The sequence below is a fragment of the Streptomyces sp. JLSY215 genome (genome assembly GCF_059682825.1).
In genome coordinates this window covers 3,114,079-3,131,782 of record NZ_CM185022.1, presented here as the reverse complement: position 1 = coordinate 3,131,782, position 17,704 = coordinate 3,114,079, and the positions used below count along the sequence as shown (strand labels likewise).

Below are 17,704 nucleotides of genomic sequence, written 5' to 3'. Positions count from 1 at the left end.
CTAGCGTAGAAGGTGTCGGCGCAACCGCTGACGGAAAACGGAAGTCCACAGCGCCCTCCGCAAGGCCGGACTCCACCCCGCACACCACGACAGCTGGGAGACCCCCATGTCCACCACGATCGCTCTCTTCGGGGCCAACGGCACCATCGGCAGCCGCATCCTCCGGGAGGCCCTGAACCGCGGCCACCAGGTCACCGCGGTCGTCCGCGACCCCGCGAAGATCACCGTGAGCGACCCGGGCCTGACCGTGACCACCGGCGACGTCCTCGACCCGGCGTCCGTCGCCGCGGTGGCCAAGGGCCACGACGTGGTGATCAGCGCGGTCGGCGGCGGGGGCGCCGAGGGCCACCTCGCCACCATCGAGCCCGCCGCCAGGTCCCTCGTCGCCGGTCTGCGCACGCTCGGCGCCGAGGCCCCCCGCCTGATCTCCGTCGGCGGCGCCGGCTCGCTGCGTACCCCCGACGGCAAGCAGGTCTGGGACGCCGAGGGCCTGCCCGACTTCCTGCTCCAGATCATGCACGCGCACGGCGATGCGCTGGACTACTACCGCACCGTCTCCGACGTCCGCTGGACGAACCTCAGCCCGGCCGCCACCATCGAGCCCGGCGAGCGCACCGGCAGCTACCGCACCGCCCTCGAGGACCTGATCACCGACGCCGAGGGCAGCAGCCGGATCTCCGCCGAGGACTACGCCGTCGCCGTCCTCGACGAGATCGAGCGGCCGCAGCACATCGGCGAACGCTTCACCATCGGCTACTGAGCGACCGGCTGCCGAGCGCCCGCCCCGAAAACACTCAAGGCCCCCGATCCGAAGATCGGGGGCCTTGACAGTGGGGTGAGTAACGGGACTTGAACCCGCGACATCCTGGACCACAACCAGGTGCTCTACCAGCTGAGCTATACCCACCATGACCGGTGCTGTGTGGTTCTTTTTCCCCACCGGCTGAGAAAAAGTGTACAGGGTCTTGAGGGGTGCTCGCTCCCGGGTTTCGCGGCCCCGGGAGCGAGCTGCGTCACTCCGCCGAGGTCTGCGGTTCGGCGGGCAGGACGTGCTTCGCCGCGATCGCCTTGGCGGTGTCGGAGTCCGGGCCCGGCTGCGGCACGAAGACCGCCTCCCGGTAGTAGCGCAATTCCGCGATGGATTCGCGGATGTCGGCCAGCGCCCGGTGATTGCCGCTCTTGTCGGGACTGTTGAAGTAGGCCCGCGGATACCAGCGCCGGGCCAGCTCCTTCACGGACGACACATCGACGATCCGGTAGTGGAGATAACTCTCCAGCGTCGGCATGTCGCGCAGCAGAAAGCCCCGGTCGGTGCCGACGGAGTTCCCGCACAGCGGGGCCTTCCCCGGCTCCGGGACATGCTGCTTGATGTACGCGAGCACCTGCGCCTCGGCGTCCTCCAGTGTCGTACCGCGGTCGAGCTCCTCCAGCAGCCCGGAGGCGGTGTGCATGGTGCGCACCACCTCCGGCATGGTGGTCAGCGCCTCCGCCGGGGGGCGGATCACCACATCCACCCCGTCGCCCAGCACATTCAGCTCCGAGTCGGTGACCAGCGCGGCCACCTCGATGAGCGCGTCATTCGCCAGCGAGAGTCCGGTCATCTCGCAGTCGATCCACACCATGCGATCGTTCATACGTCTCACCCTACGGGGCGCTCCCGCTGGCTGGGCAGCACGGGACGTCCCGCGCCACGGGAGACGGGTGCCTCCGGGATCCGGGCGGCGAACGCGTCCGACGTCGGTTTCCCGGCCTCGCCCGCCTCCGTCACGGCCAGCGCGGCCGCCGGGCCGTGACCGGCCACCGCCGCGGCGGAGAACCGCTCCGCACCCCCGGGACCCAGCGGCCCCCGCTCCGCCCGCTCCGGCCGCAGCGCGGTCTCGGGCGCGCCGCCTTGCGGACGGCGCGCGCGATAGGCCGCGCGGTAGGCCGCGGGCGAGGCGCCCAGCTGTCGCCGGAAGTGCCCCCGCAGCGCGACCGGCGAACGGAATCCGCAGCGCCCGGCGACCTCGTCCACCGAATAGTCGGAGGTCTCCAGCAGCCGCTGGGCCTGCAGCACCCGCTGGGTGATCAGCCACTGCAGCGGAGCGCTCCCCGTGAGGGAACGGAAGCGCCGGTCGAAGGTGCGACGGCTCATATAGGCGCGCGCGGCCAGCGTCTCCACGTCGAACTGCTCGTGGAGGTGCTCCAGCGCCCAGGCGACGACCTCGGCAAGCGGGTCGGCGCCGATCTCCTCTGGTAACGACCGATCGAGGTAGCGCTGGTGCCCCATGTCGGAGGCGGTGCGGCGGGGCGGTACGACCAGCCGGCGGGCCAGCGCGTTGGCGGCGTCGGCGCCGTGGTCGGTCCGCACGATGTGCAGACACAGGTCGATGCCGGCGGCCGTCCCCGCGGACGTGAGCACATCGCCGTCGTCGACGAAGAGCTCGCGGGGGTCCACATGGACGGACGGATAACGCTTGGCGAGCGTCGGTGCGTACATCCAATGGGTCGTGGCGGGGCGGCCGTCGAGCAGCCCGGCCGCGGCGAGGACGAACGCCCCCGTGCACAACCCGACGATTCTGGCCCCCTCTTCATGCGCGCGGCGCAGCGCATCGAGCGCGGCGGGCGGCGGGGCCTGGGTGATGGAACGCCAGGCCGGAACGACGACCGTCCCGGCACGGGAGATCGCCTCCAGCCCGTAGGGGGCGGAAAGCTCCAGCCCCCCGGTCGTGCGCAAAGGCGCATCTTCGCCCGCGCACACAAGTAGCCGGTACCTCGGAACGCCTGCGTCTTGGCGGTCGATGCCGAAGACCGAGAGCGGAATAGAGCTCTCGAAAATGGGGCCGCCGCTGAAGAGGAGCACCGCGACTATTTCGCGGCGTCGTCGGGCGGCGAGCTTGCGTGCGGCATCTGGTACGGCAGCGGAGTCCTGGCTCATGGCACTTAAGCCCCCCTCGGTCGTCTCGCCCTCTCGGTCCTGCACAGTTCCCCCGCCATCACTACCAAGATCGAATCTACTGTGTCCCGTGAGGATGGATGGCCAAGTTCACCACCCGCTGGTATGTCGATATGGCAACTTGGCGCGAAGCATTCGATCACGAAGCGTTCCACTCGTCGGCCCTGCATGGGAAGTACGCGTCTCGGCTCTGCCCGTTTGCAGTAGGGCACAACCATGCCCAGCGGTCCTTTCCGCCCTGCTCACACCCAGGTTGGGGGGTGCTCCCGGCAAGGGTCGGATCCCGGCTGGAAGTTGGCTGAAAACGTTCGTGCGCAGACTTGCGGGCGCCTTAATCGACCGGCGTACGCCGGTCACAATGCAGGCCGCCCCCGTGCGCTCCCGTCCCGATGTGTCCGCTTCTGTACCGGTGCTGCCCGGCCTGGCGGACCCGGACCCTGGCCGCGGTCCGTTCGGATTGCCGCAGCAGCGCGCGGCAGGCGCAGGTCACCGCCGCCAGGCCGGCGGCGGCGCCGGCCGCGCCGCCGACCGGGGTGCCGCTCACGATCAGCACGAAGGGCACCAGGGCGCAGCTGAATGCGCCCCAGCGCACAACGTCGCTCACTGAGTCGGGTGATCTCTTGGGGCGTGCGGGCATCGGGGGCTCCCTTCCGGCGGGCAGCTACTACAACGCCGCCGACGATCATGGGTCACCGCGATGGGTACGTACGGGGGCAGGCCGGGGCATTGCCATCGGCGCCACGCTCCGGCATGCTCCGGGGAACGTTCGAGGCCCTTGACCCCTCGGTGGGCGTCCCGCGTCCACTGCGGGATCTGGGCAGCGGAGGAGTGGCGCCGTACTCTTGGGGTATCGGGTTGGGAAGATGATTCCCAGTCGTATCGTTCCTCTTTGAACTATGGCTCCCGCTCCGCGATCGAGCCAGCTCAGTCAACTGCCGGATCAAGTCAATCGCCGTTCCCCGTTCGCCCCTCCATAAGAGGACGTCCTCGCCGAGACACCGATGGCCGGTCACGAATTCCCCGAACCCGCGGACCGCAAGCAGGTCGCCGATCCCCTGGCGGACCTGGAAGCGGCGGAAGACACACGCCACTCCTGCGACCCCGCCTTCCAGCACGGCGTGGTGGTCGGCTTCGACGGCTCCATGTCGAGCGAACGCGCATTGGCGTATGCAATCGGTATGGCCCGGCGCTTCGGCTCCGGGCTGATCATCGTCCATGTGGCCAACCGGCTGCCGACGACCGTCTGGGCGGGCTGTGAGCCCCCGGTCTTCGTGGACGTCCCCGATCACCGCACGGAAGTGCTGGGCCTGGAGCTGGCCTGCGCCGACCACCTCACGGAGGTCCCCTGGATCCTCGTCGAGCGCGGCGGCGACATCTGCCATGAGCTGGAGGAGGTCGGCCGGGAGTACGAGGCCGACGCCATCGTGGTCGGGTCCACCCATGGCCTCGTCGGCCGGATCTTCGGGTCGGTGGCGGGGCGGCTGGCGCGGCGCGCGCAGCGGCCGGTGATCGTCATCCCCTGAGGGCCGTCGCGCCTTCCCGTGCCCCGGCGCGCGATCAGTTCTCCCCGGTTTGCGCACAGTTGAGGGGGCGTCATGGGGATTGTGGGCAGCCCGCGCGCACATCGGTCCGCAGAGGTGGATTGTGCCCTTGTGAGGGGTAAAACACCGTCACCTGTTTCGCTGCACCGACGTGCTGCCCACCGGGAGGTGACGGTCTCCGGGCTGGCGGCATCCTGCCGGCGTATGGGCGACGCCGGCACAGGGGAAGCGGCCGTTTCGCGCGTATGGTGGCGCGCGCGAAACGGCCGCTTTTACCTGTTCTACCTGTCACTCCGGTGACGCCGGAGCGGAGCGGACTACTCCACGGTGACCGACTTGGCCAGGTTCCGCGGCTTGTCGATGTCGCGGCCCAGGGCCAGCGCCGTGTGGTACGCGAGGAGCTGGAGCGGAATGCCCATCAGGATCGGGTCCAGCTCGGGCTCGTTCTTCGGTACGACGATGGTGTGGTCGGCCTTCTCCTGCTCCTGGTGGGCGACGGCCAGGATGCGGCCGCTGCGGGCCTTGATCTCCTCCAGCGCGGCGCGGTTCTTCTCCAGCAGGTCGTCGTCCGGGACGATCGCGACCGTCGGCATCGCGGGCTCGATGAGCGCCAGCGGGCCGTGCTTGAGCTCGGAGGCGGGGTAGGCCTCGGCGTGGATGTAGGAGACCTCCTTGAGCTTCAGGGAGGCCTCGCGCGCCACCGGGTAGCCGCGCACCCGGCCGATGAACATCATCGACTTGGCGTCCGCGTACTGGGCCGCCAGCTTCTTGACCTCGTCCTCGGTCTTGAGGATCTCGTCGATCTGGCCGGGCAGCCTGCGCAGGCCCTCGATGATCCGCTTGCCGTCCGCGACGGACAGGTCGCGGATGCGGCCCAGGTGCAGGGCGAGCAGCGCGAAGGAGACCACCATGTTGGTGAAGCACTTGGTGGAGACGACGCAGACCTCGGGGCCGGCGTGGACGTAGATACCGCCGTCGGTCTCGCGGGCGATCGCCGAGCCGACGACGTTCACCAGGCCCAGGACCCGGGCGCCCTTGCGCTTGAGCTCCTGGACGGCCGCCAGCACGTCGTAGGTCTCACCGGACTGGGAGACCGCGACGTACAGGGTGTCGGGGTCCACGACCGGGTTGCGGTAGCGGAACTCGGAGGCCGGCTCGGCGTCCGAGGGGATACGGGCCAGCTCCTCGATCATCTGGGCGCCGATCTGACCGGCGTGGTACGAGGTGCCGCAGCCGAGGATCTTGACCCGGCGCACCCCGCGCGCCTCGCGGGCGTCCAGGTTCAGGCCGCCCAGGTGGACGGTCGAGAAGCGGTCGTCGATCCGGCCGCGCAGCGCCCGGTCCACCGCCTCCGCCTGCTCGGAGATCTCCTTGTGCATGTACGTGTCGTGGCCGCCCATGTCGTACGACTCGGCCGCGTACTCGACGGTCTCCGGCGTCGCCGTCGTACGGGAGCCCTCGGTGGTGTACGTGCGGTAGTCGTCGGCCTTCAGGGTGGCCATCTCGCCGTCGTCCAGGGTGACGACCTGGCGGGTGTGCGAGACCAGGGCCGCGACGTCGGAGGAGACGAACATCTCGTGCTCGCCGATGCCGAGGACGACCGGGGAGCCGTTGCGGGCGACCACGATCCGGTCGGCGAAGTCGGCGTGCAGCACGGCGATGCCGTAGGTGCCCTCGACGTGCCGCAGCGCCTCGCGGACCTTCTCCTCCAGCGTCTCGGCCCCGGAGCGGCCGATGAGGTGGGCGAGGACCTCGGTGTCGGTCTCGGAGGCGAAGTCGACGCCGTCGGCGATCAGCCGGGCGCGCAGCTCGGCGGCGTTGTCGATGATGCCGTTGTGGACCACCGCGACCTTGCCCTCGGCGTCCCGGTGCGGGTGGGCGTTCTCGTCGGTGGGCGCGCCGTGGGTGGCCCAGCGGGTGTGCGCGATACCGGTGGTGCCCGCGAACCGCTTGGGCAGCCGGGACTCCAGCTCCCGCACCCGGCCCTTGGCCTTGGCGGTCTTCAGGCCCCCGGTCCTGCCGCTGCCGCCGGCGTGGATGGCGATGCCCGCCGAGTCGTAGCCGCGGTACTCCAGCCGCTGCAGGCCCTCAAGGAGCAGCGGAGCAACATCGCGCTTGCCGATATATCCGACGATCCCGCACATACAGCGACCTCCGAGTCAATCGTGGTGACGGACGTTCTTGGGTTCTCTTGCGTTCTTGCGTTCTTCTGCGTTCTTGATCTGTTCCGGTGCGATCCGCTCCGGTGAGGTCCGCTCCGGGTGCGCCCGGCGTCGTGCCGGGCGGCTCAGCCGTAGACGAGGCGACGCAGCTGGCGTATCGAGAGCGGCGGCGGGGTCACGGCGCGGTGCGGCAGCTCGTGCGAGATCCGCTCGAAGATCGCTTCGTTCCGCAGCCCCTGGGACTGCAGCTCGCGGTGTCTGCGGCGGACGAACCCCTCGGTGGTCTCGTCGAAGTACGCGAGCACATCCAGGACCACCCGGGCTGCCTCGCCGCGCTGTAGCGGCGTGCTGCGTACCAGGTGGTCGACGAGGTCCTCATGGGACGGGCGGCGATCGAGCACCCGTTGATACTGCGTGGCGGCGCCGGGATTCGCAAGAAATCTGCCCGGTATCGGGCAAGTCCCTGCAATGGCGCTCGGAAACTGGTCTAAACCTTGACCGCGTACGAGGCTCACGGTACGCATGGTCACCGTTCGGTCGCTCCATGCCATGCAGGACATGCCAGGCACATCATGACGATCACACCTGCCATGCACGATGTTCGCGAAGGGACCGTCGATGAGACGACGCAGACTCCTCTTTTCGCTGCTGCTGGTCGCGGCGGCGGGCCTGGGCACCGCCGCCGCGCCGTCCCAGCCGTCCGCCGCCGCCCCCGAGCCGCTCGGCGGGATCATTCCCGCACCCGCCTCCGTACGGCCCGGCGGGGACGCCTACACGCTCGGCGAGGGCACCCGCATCCGCGTCCCCGGCGGATCGGACGAGACCAGACGGATCGCCGACTACCTGGCGGGCATGCTGCGCCCGGCCACCGGCTACCGCCTGCCGGTCACCACCAAGGACGGCCGGGACGGCCTCGTGCTGCGGCTCGGCGGCGCCGATACCAAGTCGCTGGGCGCGGAGGGCTACCGGCTCACCTCCAGCGGCCGCGCGGTGACCATCAGCGCCGGACGGCCCGCCGGCCTCTTCCACGGCATCCAGACGCTGCGCCAGCTGCTCCCCGGAAGGCTGGAGAGGCGTACCGCGCAGCCCGGCCCGTGGACCGTCGCCGGCGGCACCATCGCCGACACGCCGCGCTACGCCTACCGCGGCGCGATGCTCGACGTCTCCCGGCACTTCTTCACCGTCGAGCAGGTCAAGCGCTATATCGACCAGCTGGCGATGTACAAGATCAACAAGCTGCATCTGCATCTCTCGGACGACCAGGGCTGGCGGATCGCCATCGCGTCATGGCCGAAGCTGGCCACGTACGGCGGCTCCACCCAGGTCGGCGGCGGTAAGGGCGGCTACTACACCAAGGACGACTACCGCGAGATCCTGCGGTACGCCGCGAGCCGCTATCTGACCGTCGTCCCCGAGATCGACATGCCCGGCCACACCAACGCCGCGCTGGCCTCGTACGCCGACCTCAACTGCAACGGCCAGGCGCCCCCGCTCTACACCGGCACCAACGTCGGCTTCAGCTCGCTGTGTGTGCCCAAGAAGGTGACCTACGACTTCATCGACGACGTCATCCGCGAGCTCGCGGCGCTCACCCCCGGCCGCTACCTCCACATCGGCGGCGACGAGGCGCACTCCACCAGCCATGAGGACTACGTGACCTTCATGGACAAGGTGCAGCCGGTGGTCGCCAAGTACGGCAAGACCGCGATCGGCTGGCACCAGCTGACCGGCGCCCACCCGGCCAAGGGCACGGTCGCCCAGTACTGGGGCTACGACGCCACCGGTGCGGACGAACGCCGGCAGGTCGCCGACGCCGCCCGGAACGGCACCGGGCTCATCCTCTCGCCCGCCGACCGCGCCTACCTCGACATGAAGTACGACAAGGACACGCCGCTGGGCCTGCACTGGGCCGGCTATGTGGGCGTCCAGCGGTCGTACGCGTGGGATCCGGGGACGTACCTGGACGGCGCGCCCGAGGGCTCGATCCTGGGCGTCGAGGCGCCCCTGTGGTCCGAGACGCTCTCCACCTCCGCGCACATCGAGTACATGGCGTTCCCGCGGCTGCCGGGGATCGCGGAGCTGGGCTGGTCGCCGGCGGACACGCACGACTGGCCGGCGTACCGCGAGCGGCTGGCGGCCCAGGGGCCCCGGTGGGACGCGCTGGACATCAACTACTACCGGTCGCCGGAAGTGCCCTGGCCGGCGAAGTGAGCGCACCGGCCGGGCGTCCGCGGACGCCCGGCCGGACCCGCTGTCAGAACCCCAGCTCGCGCGCGATCAGCATCCGCTGGACCTCGCTGGTGCCCTCGCCGATCTCCAGGATCTTGGCGTCCCGCCACATCCGGGCGACCGGGTACTCGTTCATGAAGCCGTAGCCGCCGTGGATCTGGGTGGCCTCGCGGGCGTTGTCCACCGCGATCTCGGACGAGTAGAGCTTGGCGAGCGCGGCCTCCTTCTTGAAGGGTTCGCCGTGGACGAGGCGGGAGGCGGCGTCGCGCCACGCCAGCCGGGAGGTGTGGGCGCGCATCTCCATGTCGGCGAGCTTGAACTGAATGGCCTGGTTGGTGCCGATCGGGCGGCCGAAGGCGCGGCGCTCCTTGGCGTAGCCGACCGATTCGTCCACACAGCCCTGCGCCAGGCCGGTGGCCAGCGCCGCGATGGCGATCCGGCCCTCGTCGAGGATGCGCAGGAACTGGGCGTAGCCGCGGCCCTCCTCGCCGAGGAGGTTGGCGGCGGGCACCCGGACGTCGGAGAAGGACAGCTCGCGGGTGTCGGAGGCGTTCCAGCCGACCTTGGAGTACGGGGCGCCGACGGTGAAGCCGGGGGTGCCGGACGGCACGATGATCGCGGAGATCAGCGGGGAGCCGTCGGCCTTGCGGCCGGTGACGGCCGTGACCGTGACCAGGCCGGTGATGTCGGTACCGGAGTTGGTGATGAAGCACTTGCTGCCGTTGATCACCCAGGAGTCGCCGTCGCGCACCGCGGTCGTCCGCGTCGCGCCCGCGTCCGAGCCGCCGTCCGGCTCGGTCAGGCCGAAGGCGCCGAGCATCTCGCCGCTGCACAGCTTGGGCAGCCACGCGCGCTTCTGCTCCTCCGTGCCGAAGCGGTAGAGGGGCATGGCGCCGAGCGAGACGCCCGCCTCCAGGGTGATGGCCACCGAGGAGTCGACCCGGGCGAGCTCCTCCAGGGCGATGCCGAGCGCGAGGTAGTCGCCGCCCATCCCGCCGTACTCCTCCGGGAACGGCAGGCCGAACAGGCCCATCTCGCCCATCTGGCGGACGATTTCGTAGGGGAACTCGTGCCGCTCGTAGTAGTCGCCGATCTTGGGGGCGACGACGTCGTGCGCGAACGCCTCGACCGTGCGCCGGAGTTCTTCCAGCTCGGCGGTCAGACGGTGATCCAGGGTCATGGTCACTCCTTGTGGGAGAGGGCGCGAACGGTGCGGGAGGGGCTGGGACGGCCCAGGACCTCGGCCAGCCAGACGCTGGTGGCGGCCAGCCGGCCGAGGTCGACGCCGGTCTCGATGCCGAGGCCGTGCAGCATCCACACGAGGTCTTCGGTGGCGAGGTTGCCGGTGGCGCTCTTGGCGTACGGGCAGCCGCCCAGGCCGCCCGCCGAGGCGTCGACGGTGGTGACGCCGTGCTGGAGCGCGGCGAAGGTGTTGGCGAGCGCCTGTCCGTAGGTGTCGTGGAAGTGGACGCCCAGGCGGGAGGTGGGCACGCCCGCCTCGTTCAGCGCGGCGAGCAGATGCTGGACATGGCCCGGGGTGGCGACGCCGATGGTGTCGCCCAGGCTCAGTTCGTCGCAGCCCATGTCGAGCAGCGCCCGGCAGACCCGAACGGTCCGGGCGACCGGCACCGGGCCCTCCCAGGGGTCGCCGAAGCACATCGAGAGGTAGCCGCGCACCTGCACCTTGGCGTCCTTGGCGCGCGCGATGACCGGCGCGAACATCGCCAGCGCCTCGTCGACGGTGCGGTTGAGGTTGGCCTTGGCGAACGACTCGGTGGCGCTGCCGAACACCGCGATCCGGCGGGCCCCCAGGGCGAGCGCCCGGTCCAGGCCGCGCTCGTTGGGGACCAGCACCGGGAGGCGGTGCGGGTCGAGATCGCCCAGGAGCGGGAACAGGGCTTCCGCATCGGCGAGTTGGGGGACCCATTTGGGGTGGACGAAGCTGGTGGCCTCGACGAGCGGCAGGCCCGCGGCGGCGAGCCGGTGGATGAATTCCGCCTTGATCTCGGTGGGGACGACCGCGCTCTCGTTCTGCAGGCCGTCGCGGGCGCCGACCTCGTGGATCGTCACGCGGGTGGGCAGCCCCTCCGACCGCACCTCCATCGGCAGGCCGGCGGGAAGTCCGGGGGCGGGCGGGCCGGCTGTGGTCATGACGCGGTCTCCTCGGCGGGCTCGTGTGGGGCGACGACGGCCAGGATCTGGTCCATGGCGACGGTCGTGCCCGCGGTGACGTCCAGTTCGGTGACGGTCCCGGCGTGCGGCGCGGCGATGACGTGTTCCATCTTCATCGCCTCCACCACCAGCAGGCCCTGCCCGGCGGTGACCTCGTCGCCGACGGCCACCTTCACGACCGTGACGGTGCCGGGCATCGGGGCGGCGAGGGTGTCCACGCCGTGCCCGCGGGCCGCGCCGCTCAGCGTCGCCGCCACCGGGTCGTAGTCCTGGACGTGCCAGGAGTCGCCGTCCCTGCCGAGCCAGTCGCCGCTGCGGTGGAAGGTGTGCAGGACGCCGTCGACGGTGATCCGTACGAGGTCCGGTGTGACGTCCCCGGGCGCACCGGGCCGGACGTCGTACGCCACCGGGTCATGGCCGGGCACCCGCAGCCAGTGGCGGACCGGAGCCGTCTCGCCGCCCAGCCGGAAACCGTTCGGCACGCCGAACGGGTCGCGCCAGCCACCCGCGGGCGCCTGCGGCTCCAGGGCCGCCTGCCGCACCGCCGCGGCCGCCGCATACACCTCCTCGGGCACCGTGCCGTCCACCAGGGCGGCGGCCTCCCGCTCCACCAGCCCGGTGTCCAGCTCGCCGGAGACCACATCGGGGTGGGCGAGCAGCCGGCGCAGGAAGCCGGCGTTGGTCGTCACGCCCAGGGTGACGGTCTCCGCCAGCGCGGCGCGCAGGCTGCGCAGCGCCGCCGGGCGGTCCGGTCCGTAGGCGATGACCTTGGAGAGCATCGGGTCGTAGCGGCTGCCGACCTCCGCGCCCTGGGAGAGCCCGGAGTCGGTCCGCACTCCGTTGCCCCGCACCTCGCGCAGCGCGAGGACCGTGCCGCCGGTGGGCAGGAAGTCGCGGGACGGGTCCTCGGCGCAGATACGGGCCTCGACGGCGTGCCCGGTGAGGGCGATGTCCTCCTGGGCGAAGCCGAGCCGCTCGCCGGCCGCGATCCGCAGCTGCCACTCCACCAGGTCGTACCCGGTGACGAGTTCGGTGACCGGGTGCTCGACCTGGAGGCGGGTGTTCATCTCCATGAAGAAGTACGCGGCGGGGTCCTTGCCGGGGACGATGAACTCGACCGTGCCCGCGCCGCGGTAGCCGCAGGAGCGGGCCGCCTGGACGGCCGCCTCGCCCATCGCCGCGCGGGTGGCGTCGTCCAGCAGGACCGACGGGGCCTCCTCGATGACCTTCTGGTGGCGCCGCTGGAGGGAGCATTCGCGCTCGCCGAGGTGGACGACGTGTCCGTGGCCGTCCGCCAGCACCTGGATCTCGATGTGCCGGGGGCGGTCGATCCAGCGCTCGACCAGCAGCGTGTCATCGCCGAAGGCGCCCAGGGCCGCGCGCCGGGCGGCGGCGATCTCGTCGCCGAGCAGCGCCTCGTCGCGCACCAGCCGCATGCCCTTGCCGCCGCCGCCCGCGGACGGCTTGAGCAGCACCGGCATGCCGATCTCGCGTGCCGCGGCGGCCAGTTGGGCGTCGTTCAGGCCGCTGCCGGAGGAGCCGGGCACGACCGGTACACCGGCCGCCCGTACCGTCTCCTTGGCGCGGATCTTGTCGCCCATCAGGTCGATGGCCTCGGCGGACGGGCCGATGAAGACCAGCCCGGCGTCCGTGCAGGCGCGGGCGAAGCGGGCGTTCTCGGCGAGGAAGCCGTAGCCGGGGTGGACGGCCTGCGCGCCGGTGCGCGCGGCGGCCTCCAGGATGCGGTCGATGGACAGATAGCTCTCGGCGGCCGGCGCGGGGCCGATCCGTACCGCCGTATCGGCCTCGTGGACGTGCCGGGCGCCGGCGTCCGCATCGCTGAAGACGGCGACCGAGCGGATGCCGAGGGCGCGCAGCGTACGGATGACGCGGACGGCGATCTCGCCGCGGTTGGCGACCAGAACCGTGTCGAACATTCTCTTGGCCATCCCTTTCACATCCGGAAGACGCCGTAGCCGGGCGCCGCGCTGTCCCGGGCGGGAAGCGGTGCGTTGGCACAGGCCGTCAGGGCGAGTCCCAGCACCTGGCGGGTCTCCATGGGGTCGATGACGCCGTCGTCCCACAGCCGCGCGGTCGCGTAGTAGGCGTTGCCCTGCGTCTCGTACTGCTCGCGGATCGGCGCCTTGAAGGCGTCCTCGTCCTCGGCGCTCCACTCCTCGCCGTGCGCCTCCAGCTGATCGCGTTTGACGGTGGCGAGGACCGACGCGGCCTGTTCGCCGCCCATCACGGAGATCTTGGCGTTGGGCCACATCCACAGGAAGCGGGGGGAGTACGCCCGGCCGCACATCGAGTAGTTGCCCGCGCCGTAGGAGCCGCCGATGACGACGGTGAGCTTGGGCACCCTCGTGCAGGCCACCGCCGTCACCATCTTCGCGCCGTGCTTGGCGATCCCGCCCGCCTCGTACGAACGCCCCACCATGAAGCCGGAGATGTTCTGGAGGAACAGCAGCGGAATGCCGCGCTGGTCGCACAGCTCGATGAAGTGGGCGCCCTTCTGGGCGGATTCGGAGAAGAGGATGCCGTTGTTGGCGACGATGCCGACCGGATGGCCGTGGAGGTGCGCGAAGCCGGTGACCAGCGTCGTGCCGTACTCGGCCTTGAACTCCGCGAAGCGGGAGCCGTCGACGATCCGGCCGATCACCTCCCGCACGTCATAGGGCGTACGGGAATCCGCGGGCACCACGCCGTAGAGGCCGGCCGGATCGAGCGTGGGCTCCTCGACGGGCCGCACCGGCCAGGGCAGCGGGGCGCGGTCGCCGAGGGTGGAGACGATGGTCCGCACGATGCGCAGCGCATGGGCGTCGTCCTCGGCGAGGTGGTCGGTGACCCCGGAGGTCCGCGCATGCACCTCGCCGCCGCCCAGCTCCTCGGCGGTGACGACCTCGCCGGTGGCGGCCTTCACCAGCGGCGGCCCGCCCAGGAAGATCGTGCCCTGATTGCGGACGATCACGGCCTCGTCGCTCATCGCCGGGACGTAGGCGCCGCCCGCCGTGCACGATCCGAGGACGGCGGCGATCTGCGGGATGCCCGCTCCCGACATCCGCGCCTGGTTGTAGAAGATCCGCCCGAAGTGCTCCCGGTCGGGGAAGACCTCGTCCTGCATCGGCAGGAAGGCGCCGCCGGAGTCGACGAGGTACAGGCACGGGAGGCGGTTCTCCAGGGCGATCTCCTGGGCCCGCAGATGCTTCTTGACCGTCATCGGGTAGTACGTGCCGCCCTTGACCGTGGCGTCATTGGCGACGATCACCGTCTCGCGGCCGGAGACCCGGCCGATGCCGGCGATCACCCCGGCGGCCGGTGCCGCCCCGCCGTACATCCCGTCGGCGGCCAGCGGCGCCAGCTCCAGGAACGGCGAGCCGGGGTCCAGCAGGGCGTCCACCCGGTCGCGGGGCAGCAGCTTGCCGCGCGCGGTGTGCCGCGCCCTGGCCTTCTCGCCGCCGCCCAGCCGCGCCGCCGCGAGCTTCTCGCGCAGCCGGGCGGTCAGTTCGCGGTGCGCGGCCTCGTTGGCCCGCCAGGAGTCGGACGCGGGATCGTCCGCCGCGCCCGACCGTGTGTGCGCGGGGGGACCCCCGACGCTCCCCAGCACCGGTGCCTGCTCCATCTGTACGAGCCCCCTTGCCCGACGGTGGTGACCGTGGTTAGTGACCGTTAACCTCGTTTCTCCCAGGTTAACGAGCACTAACCCGGCTGTCTACAATTGGCCGTATGAGTAATGCGCATGCGCCCGCCACGCCCAGCCGCCGCGAGCAGATCCTCAAGGAGGCGGCCCGGCTCTTCGCGGAGCGCGGGTTCCACGGCGTCGGGGTGGACGAGATAGGGGCCGCCGTGGGCATCTCCGGCCCCGGCCTCTACCGCCATTTCGCCGGCAAGGACGCGATGCTGGCCGAGCTGCTGGTCGGGATCAGCGAGCGGCTGCTCGACGGCGGCCGGATGCGGATCGCGGAGGGCGGCGAGAGCCCCGAGGCGGTGCTCGACGCGCTGATCGACGGCCATATCGACTTCGCGCTCGACGACCGGCCGCTGATCACCGTGCACGACCGCGAGCTGGACCGGCTGCGCGAGGCCGACCGCAAGCGGGTGCGGCAGCTCCAGCGGCAGTACGTCGAGCTGTGGGTGACGGTCGTCCGCCAGGTGCACCCCGGCCCCTCCGAGTCCCAGGCCCGCGCCGCGGTGCACGCCGTCTTCGGGCTGCTCAACTCCACCCCGCACCTCGGCCGCCCCGGCGCGCTCCCGGGCCGTACGGAGATGGCGGAGCTGCTGCACCGGCTGGCGCTGGGGGCCTTCGGCGCGGTGGCGGCGGTGGAACCGGCGGAGCCGGTGGTGGCGTCGTAGGTCTCGTCGAACTCCTCTGGACAGTTCCGGTGACCGGCCGGTAGCTTTCGCCGGGTACAGAGGCTGAGCAAGCGCTTAGCCAGTGGCGGCGGTCAAGGAGGCGACGTAGCAATGCGCCGTACGGTGTTCAGCGAAGATCACGAGGCGTTCCGCGAGACCATACGCGCCTTCATCGAGGGCGAGGTCGTCCCCGTCTACGACGACTGGTTCGCCGCCGGCCAGGCCCCCCGCGACTTCTACTACAAGCTCGCCGAGCTGGGCGTCTTCGGCATCCGCGTCGACGAGGAGTACGGCGGCGCCGGCATCGACTCGCACAAGTTCGAGGCCGTGATGTACGAGGAGACCGCCCGCGCGGGCGTCACCTTCGGCGGCTCCGGCGTGCATGTGCTGCTCGGCCTGCCCTACATCCAGATGCTCGCCACCGACGAGCAGAAGAAGCGCTACCTGCCGAAGTTCGTCAGCGGCGAGGAGATGTGGGCGCTCGCCATGACCGAGCCGGGCACCGGTTCCGACGTCGCCGGCATGAAGACCACCGCCAAGCTCTCCGAGGACGGCACGCACTACGTCCTCAACGGCGCCAAGACCTTCATCACCGGCGGCGTGCACGCCGACCGCGTCATCGTCTGCGCCCGCACCGCCGCCCCCCGCGAGGACGACCGCCGCTTCGGCATCTCCCTCTTCGCCGTCGACACCACCTCCGCGGGCTACTCCATCGGCCGCAAGCTGGACAAGCTCGGCCTGAAGGTCTCCGACACCGCCGAGCTGGCCTTCGTCGACGTCGAGGTCCCGGTCGAGGACCTGCTCGGCGAGGAGAACAAGGGCTTCGCCTACCTGGGCCACAACCTCGCCTCCGAGCGCTGGGGCATCGCCTTCGGTGCCTACGCGCAGGCCAAGGCCGCCGTCCGGTTCGCCAAGGAGTACGTGCAGGAGCGCACCGTCTTCGGCAAGCCCGTCGCCGCCTTCCAGAACACCAAGTTCGAACTGGCCGCCTGCCAGGCCGAGGTGGACGCCGCCGAGGCCGTCGCCGACCGTGCGCTCGAGGCCCTGGACGCCGGCGAGCTGACCCCGGCCGAGGCCGCCTCCGCCAAGCTGTTCTGCACCGAGGTCGCGCACCGCGTGATCGACCGCTGCCTCCAGCTGCACGGCGGCTACGGCTACATGAACGAGTACCCCATCGCCCGCCTGTACGCCGACAACCGCGTCAACCGCATCTACGGCGGCACCAGCGAGGTCATGAAGTCCATCATCGCCAAGTCCATGGGCCTCTAGGCCGCCGGGCACCACGCACGTGAACGACGCCCTGCAGTCCCTGCTCGATCTGCTCTCCCTGGAGCGGATCGAGCAGGACATCTTCCGCGGCCAGAGCCGCGCCTCGGTCGTCCCCCGGGTCTTCGGCGGACAGGTCGCCGCCCAGGCCCTGGTCGCGGCCGGGCGGACGGTCCCCGCAGATCGCCCGCCCCACTCCCTGCACGCGTACTTCCTGCGCCCCGGCGACCCCGGCGCGCCCATCGTCTACACCGTCGACCGGATCCGCGACGGCCGGTCCTTCACCACCCGCCGCGTCGTCGCCGTCCAGCACGGCCAGCCGATCTTCCACCTCTCCGCGTCCTTCCAGGTCCACGAGGAGGGCCTGGAACACCAGGAGCCGATGCCGCCCGCGCCCGACCCGCTGACCCTGCCCACGGCGGCCGAGATGCTGCCGCGTCACGCCGAACGCTTCCTCACCCCGGACGTCGCCGAGCGGCTGCTGGAGGCCCGTGCCGCGATCGACCTGCGGTACGTGGACGAGCCGCCCTACGTCACCGTCGGCGAACCGCGCGAACCACGCTCCCAGGTCTGGTTCCGCACCCAGGGCAAGCTCGACGACGACGGCGCGATCCCCCGCCCGCTGCTGGACATCTGCCTGGTCACCTACGTCTCCGACATGACCCTGCTGGACTCGATCCTGCTGGCACACGGCCGGGGCGGCTGGGCGGTCGGCGATGTGGTCGGCGCGAGCCTGGACCACGCGATGTGGTTCCACCGGCCGCTGCGCGCCGACGAATGGCTGCTGTACGACCAGGAGTCCCCCACCGCACAGGGCGGCCGGGGCCTGGGCAAGGGCCGCATCTTCACGGAGGACGGGCGGCTGGCGGTGTCGGTGATCCAGGAGGGGGTCATCCGGGTGCCGCGGACGTAGGCAAAGTGCCGCGGCGTGGGCAAGGCGCTGAGGACGTGGGCAAGGCGCCGAGGGCGCGCAGAAAAGGGAAAGCCCCTCATGTATCGCGATCACGAGGGGCTTCTTCTCTTCCGGGGACGGGGTGCGGGCTCTT

General features: G+C 71.0%; 15 protein-coding genes and 1 tRNA gene. 6 read left to right on the top strand and 10 right to left on the bottom strand.

Annotated features, from left to right (window positions below):
* Positions 1 to 106: 106 nt before the first annotated feature.
* Positions 107 to 760 carry an NAD(P)-dependent oxidoreductase gene (locus AC5677_RS13925; RefSeq protein ID WP_497195360.1) on the top strand — a complete coding sequence of 218 codons (654 nt, stop codon included), beginning with the start codon at positions 107 to 109 and terminating at the stop codon, positions 758 to 760.
* A gap of 71 nt (positions 761 to 831) precedes the next feature.
* On the opposite strand, the gene AC5677_RS13920 is transcribed toward AC5677_RS13925, so the two are convergent.
* The 4 genes from AC5677_RS13920 to AC5677_RS13905 all read right to left on the bottom strand — a co-directional run bounded on the left by AC5677_RS13920 (position 832) and on the right by AC5677_RS13905 (position 3,539).
* Positions 832 to 907 (bottom strand) — tRNA-His (locus AC5677_RS13920).
* A gap of 106 nt (positions 908 to 1,013) precedes the next feature.
* The gene (gene orn / locus AC5677_RS13915) at positions 1,014 to 1,634 is read right to left on the bottom strand and encodes an oligoribonuclease (protein ID WP_497195359.1); all 621 of its coding nucleotides are present in this window, start codon (positions 1,632 to 1,634) and stop codon (positions 1,014 to 1,016) included.
* Positions 1,635 to 1,639: 5 nt separating this feature from the next.
* Entirely contained in the window at positions 1,640 to 2,917 is a 1,278-nt protein-coding gene (locus AC5677_RS13910; protein WP_497195358.1) for a GlxA family transcriptional regulator, read from the bottom strand.
* A gap of 349 nt (positions 2,918 to 3,266) precedes the next feature.
* Positions 3,267 to 3,539 carry a hypothetical protein gene (locus AC5677_RS13905; protein ID WP_497195357.1) on the bottom strand — a complete coding sequence of 91 codons (273 nt, stop codon included), beginning with the start codon at positions 3,537 to 3,539 and terminating at the stop codon, positions 3,267 to 3,269.
* 397 nt (positions 3,540 to 3,936) lie between these two features.
* Here AC5677_RS13905 and AC5677_RS13900 point away from each other — a divergent pair, with 397 nt between their 5' ends.
* Complete coding sequence (locus AC5677_RS13900; protein ID WP_497195356.1) at positions 3,937 to 4,458, top strand: universal stress protein; 522 nt, start codon at positions 3,937 to 3,939, stop codon at positions 4,456 to 4,458.
* 335 nt (positions 4,459 to 4,793) lie between these two features.
* Here the strand turns inward: AC5677_RS13900 and glmS are convergent, their stop codons facing one another.
* Both glmS and AC5677_RS13890 read right to left on the bottom strand, forming a co-directional pair.
* Positions 4,794 to 6,620 (bottom strand): glutamine--fructose-6-phosphate transaminase (isomerizing), encoded by a 1,827-nt coding sequence (gene glmS / locus AC5677_RS13895; RefSeq protein WP_497195355.1) that lies wholly within the window; start codon positions 6,618 to 6,620, stop codon positions 4,794 to 4,796.
* 143 nt (positions 6,621 to 6,763) lie between these two features.
* Complete coding sequence (locus AC5677_RS13890) at positions 6,764 to 7,039, bottom strand: hypothetical protein (RefSeq protein ID WP_497195354.1); 276 nt, start codon at positions 7,037 to 7,039, stop codon at positions 6,764 to 6,766.
* Positions 7,040 to 7,256: 217 nt separating this feature from the next.
* On the opposite strand from AC5677_RS13890, the gene AC5677_RS13885 reads away from it, so the two are divergent.
* Entirely contained in the window at positions 7,257 to 8,849 is a 1,593-nt protein-coding gene (locus tag AC5677_RS13885) for a beta-N-acetylhexosaminidase (RefSeq protein ID WP_497195353.1), read from the top strand.
* 43 nt (positions 8,850 to 8,892) lie between these two features.
* Here the strand turns inward: AC5677_RS13885 and AC5677_RS13880 are convergent, their stop codons facing one another.
* From AC5677_RS13880 to AC5677_RS13865, 4 genes are read right to left on the bottom strand one after another with little or no spacing between them, the layout of a single operon-like run.
* Complete coding sequence (locus AC5677_RS13880) at positions 8,893 to 10,047, bottom strand: acyl-CoA dehydrogenase family protein (RefSeq protein ID WP_497195352.1); 1,155 nt, start codon at positions 10,045 to 10,047, stop codon at positions 8,893 to 8,895.
* Positions 10,048 to 10,049: 2 nt separating this feature from the next.
* Positions 10,050 to 11,018, bottom strand: a complete 969-nt coding sequence (locus AC5677_RS13875; RefSeq protein ID WP_497195351.1) for a hydroxymethylglutaryl-CoA lyase — start codon at positions 11,016 to 11,018, stop codon at positions 10,050 to 10,052.
* Positions 11,015 to 12,976: an acetyl/propionyl/methylcrotonyl-CoA carboxylase subunit alpha gene (locus AC5677_RS13870; RefSeq protein WP_497195350.1), complete on the bottom strand. Its 1,962-nt coding sequence runs from the start codon at positions 12,974 to 12,976 to the stop codon at positions 11,015 to 11,017. The genes AC5677_RS13875 and AC5677_RS13870 overlap by 4 nt, the downstream gene beginning before the upstream one ends.
* Before the next feature lie 17 nt (positions 12,977 to 12,993).
* Positions 12,994 to 14,661, bottom strand: coding sequence for a carboxyl transferase domain-containing protein (locus AC5677_RS13865; RefSeq protein ID WP_497195349.1), 1,668 nt, complete (start codon positions 14,659 to 14,661; stop codon positions 12,994 to 12,996).
* A 104-nt stretch (positions 14,662 to 14,765) separates the two neighbouring features.
* Between AC5677_RS13865 and AC5677_RS13860 the strand changes: the two genes are divergently transcribed.
* The 3 genes from AC5677_RS13860 to AC5677_RS13850 all read left to right on the top strand — a co-directional run bounded on the left by AC5677_RS13860 (position 14,766) and on the right by AC5677_RS13850 (position 17,571).
* A complete protein-coding gene (locus AC5677_RS13860; RefSeq protein ID WP_497195348.1) occupies positions 14,766 to 15,392 on the top strand; it encodes an SACE_7040 family transcriptional regulator in 627 nt (208 codons plus the stop codon).
* Positions 15,393 to 15,503: 111 nt separating this feature from the next.
* The gene (locus tag AC5677_RS13855) at positions 15,504 to 16,661 is read left to right on the top strand and encodes an acyl-CoA dehydrogenase family protein (RefSeq protein WP_497195347.1); all 1,158 of its coding nucleotides are present in this window, start codon (positions 15,504 to 15,506) and stop codon (positions 16,659 to 16,661) included.
* Between the two features lie 19 nt (positions 16,662 to 16,680).
* Positions 16,681 to 17,571 carry an acyl-CoA thioesterase gene (locus AC5677_RS13850; RefSeq protein WP_497195346.1) on the top strand — a complete coding sequence of 297 codons (891 nt, stop codon included), beginning with the start codon at positions 16,681 to 16,683 and terminating at the stop codon, positions 17,569 to 17,571.
* Positions 17,572 to 17,704 lie beyond the last annotated feature (133 nt).

Bases quoted from the DNA above. Each gene is read 5' to 3' on its own strand.
- AC5677_RS13925 (WP_497195360.1), top strand. From the start codon at position 107: ATGTCCACCACGATCGCTCTCTTCGGGGCCAACGGCACCATCGGCAGC.
- orn (WP_497195359.1), bottom strand. From the start codon at position 1,634: ATGAACGATCGCATGGTGTGGATCGACTGCGAGATGACCGGACTCTCG.
- AC5677_RS13910 (WP_497195358.1), bottom strand. From the start codon at position 2,917: ATGAGCCAGGACTCCGCTGCCGTACCAGATGCCGCACGCAAGCTCGCC.
- AC5677_RS13900 (WP_497195356.1), top strand. From the start codon at position 3,937: ATGGCCGGTCACGAATTCCCCGAACCCGCGGACCGCAAGCAGGTCGCC.
- glmS (WP_497195355.1), bottom strand. From the start codon at position 6,620: ATGTGCGGGATCGTCGGATATATCGGCAAGCGCGATGTTGCTCCGCTG.
- AC5677_RS13885 (WP_497195353.1), top strand. From the start codon at position 7,257: ATGAGACGACGCAGACTCCTCTTTTCGCTGCTGCTGGTCGCGGCGGCG.
- AC5677_RS13880 (WP_497195352.1), bottom strand. From the start codon at position 10,047: ATGACCCTGGATCACCGTCTGACCGCCGAGCTGGAAGAACTCCGGCGC.
- AC5677_RS13875 (WP_497195351.1), bottom strand. From the start codon at position 11,018: ATGACCACAGCCGGCCCGCCCGCCCCCGGACTTCCCGCCGGCCTGCCG.
- AC5677_RS13870 (WP_497195350.1), bottom strand. From the start codon at position 12,976: ATGTTCGACACGGTTCTGGTCGCCAACCGCGGCGAGATCGCCGTCCGC.
- AC5677_RS13865 (WP_497195349.1), bottom strand. From the start codon at position 14,661: ATGGAGCAGGCACCGGTGCTGGGGAGCGTCGGGGGTCCCCCCGCGCAC.
- AC5677_RS13860 (WP_497195348.1), top strand. From the start codon at position 14,766: ATGAGTAATGCGCATGCGCCCGCCACGCCCAGCCGCCGCGAGCAGATC.
- AC5677_RS13855 (WP_497195347.1), top strand. From the start codon at position 15,504: ATGCGCCGTACGGTGTTCAGCGAAGATCACGAGGCGTTCCGCGAGACC.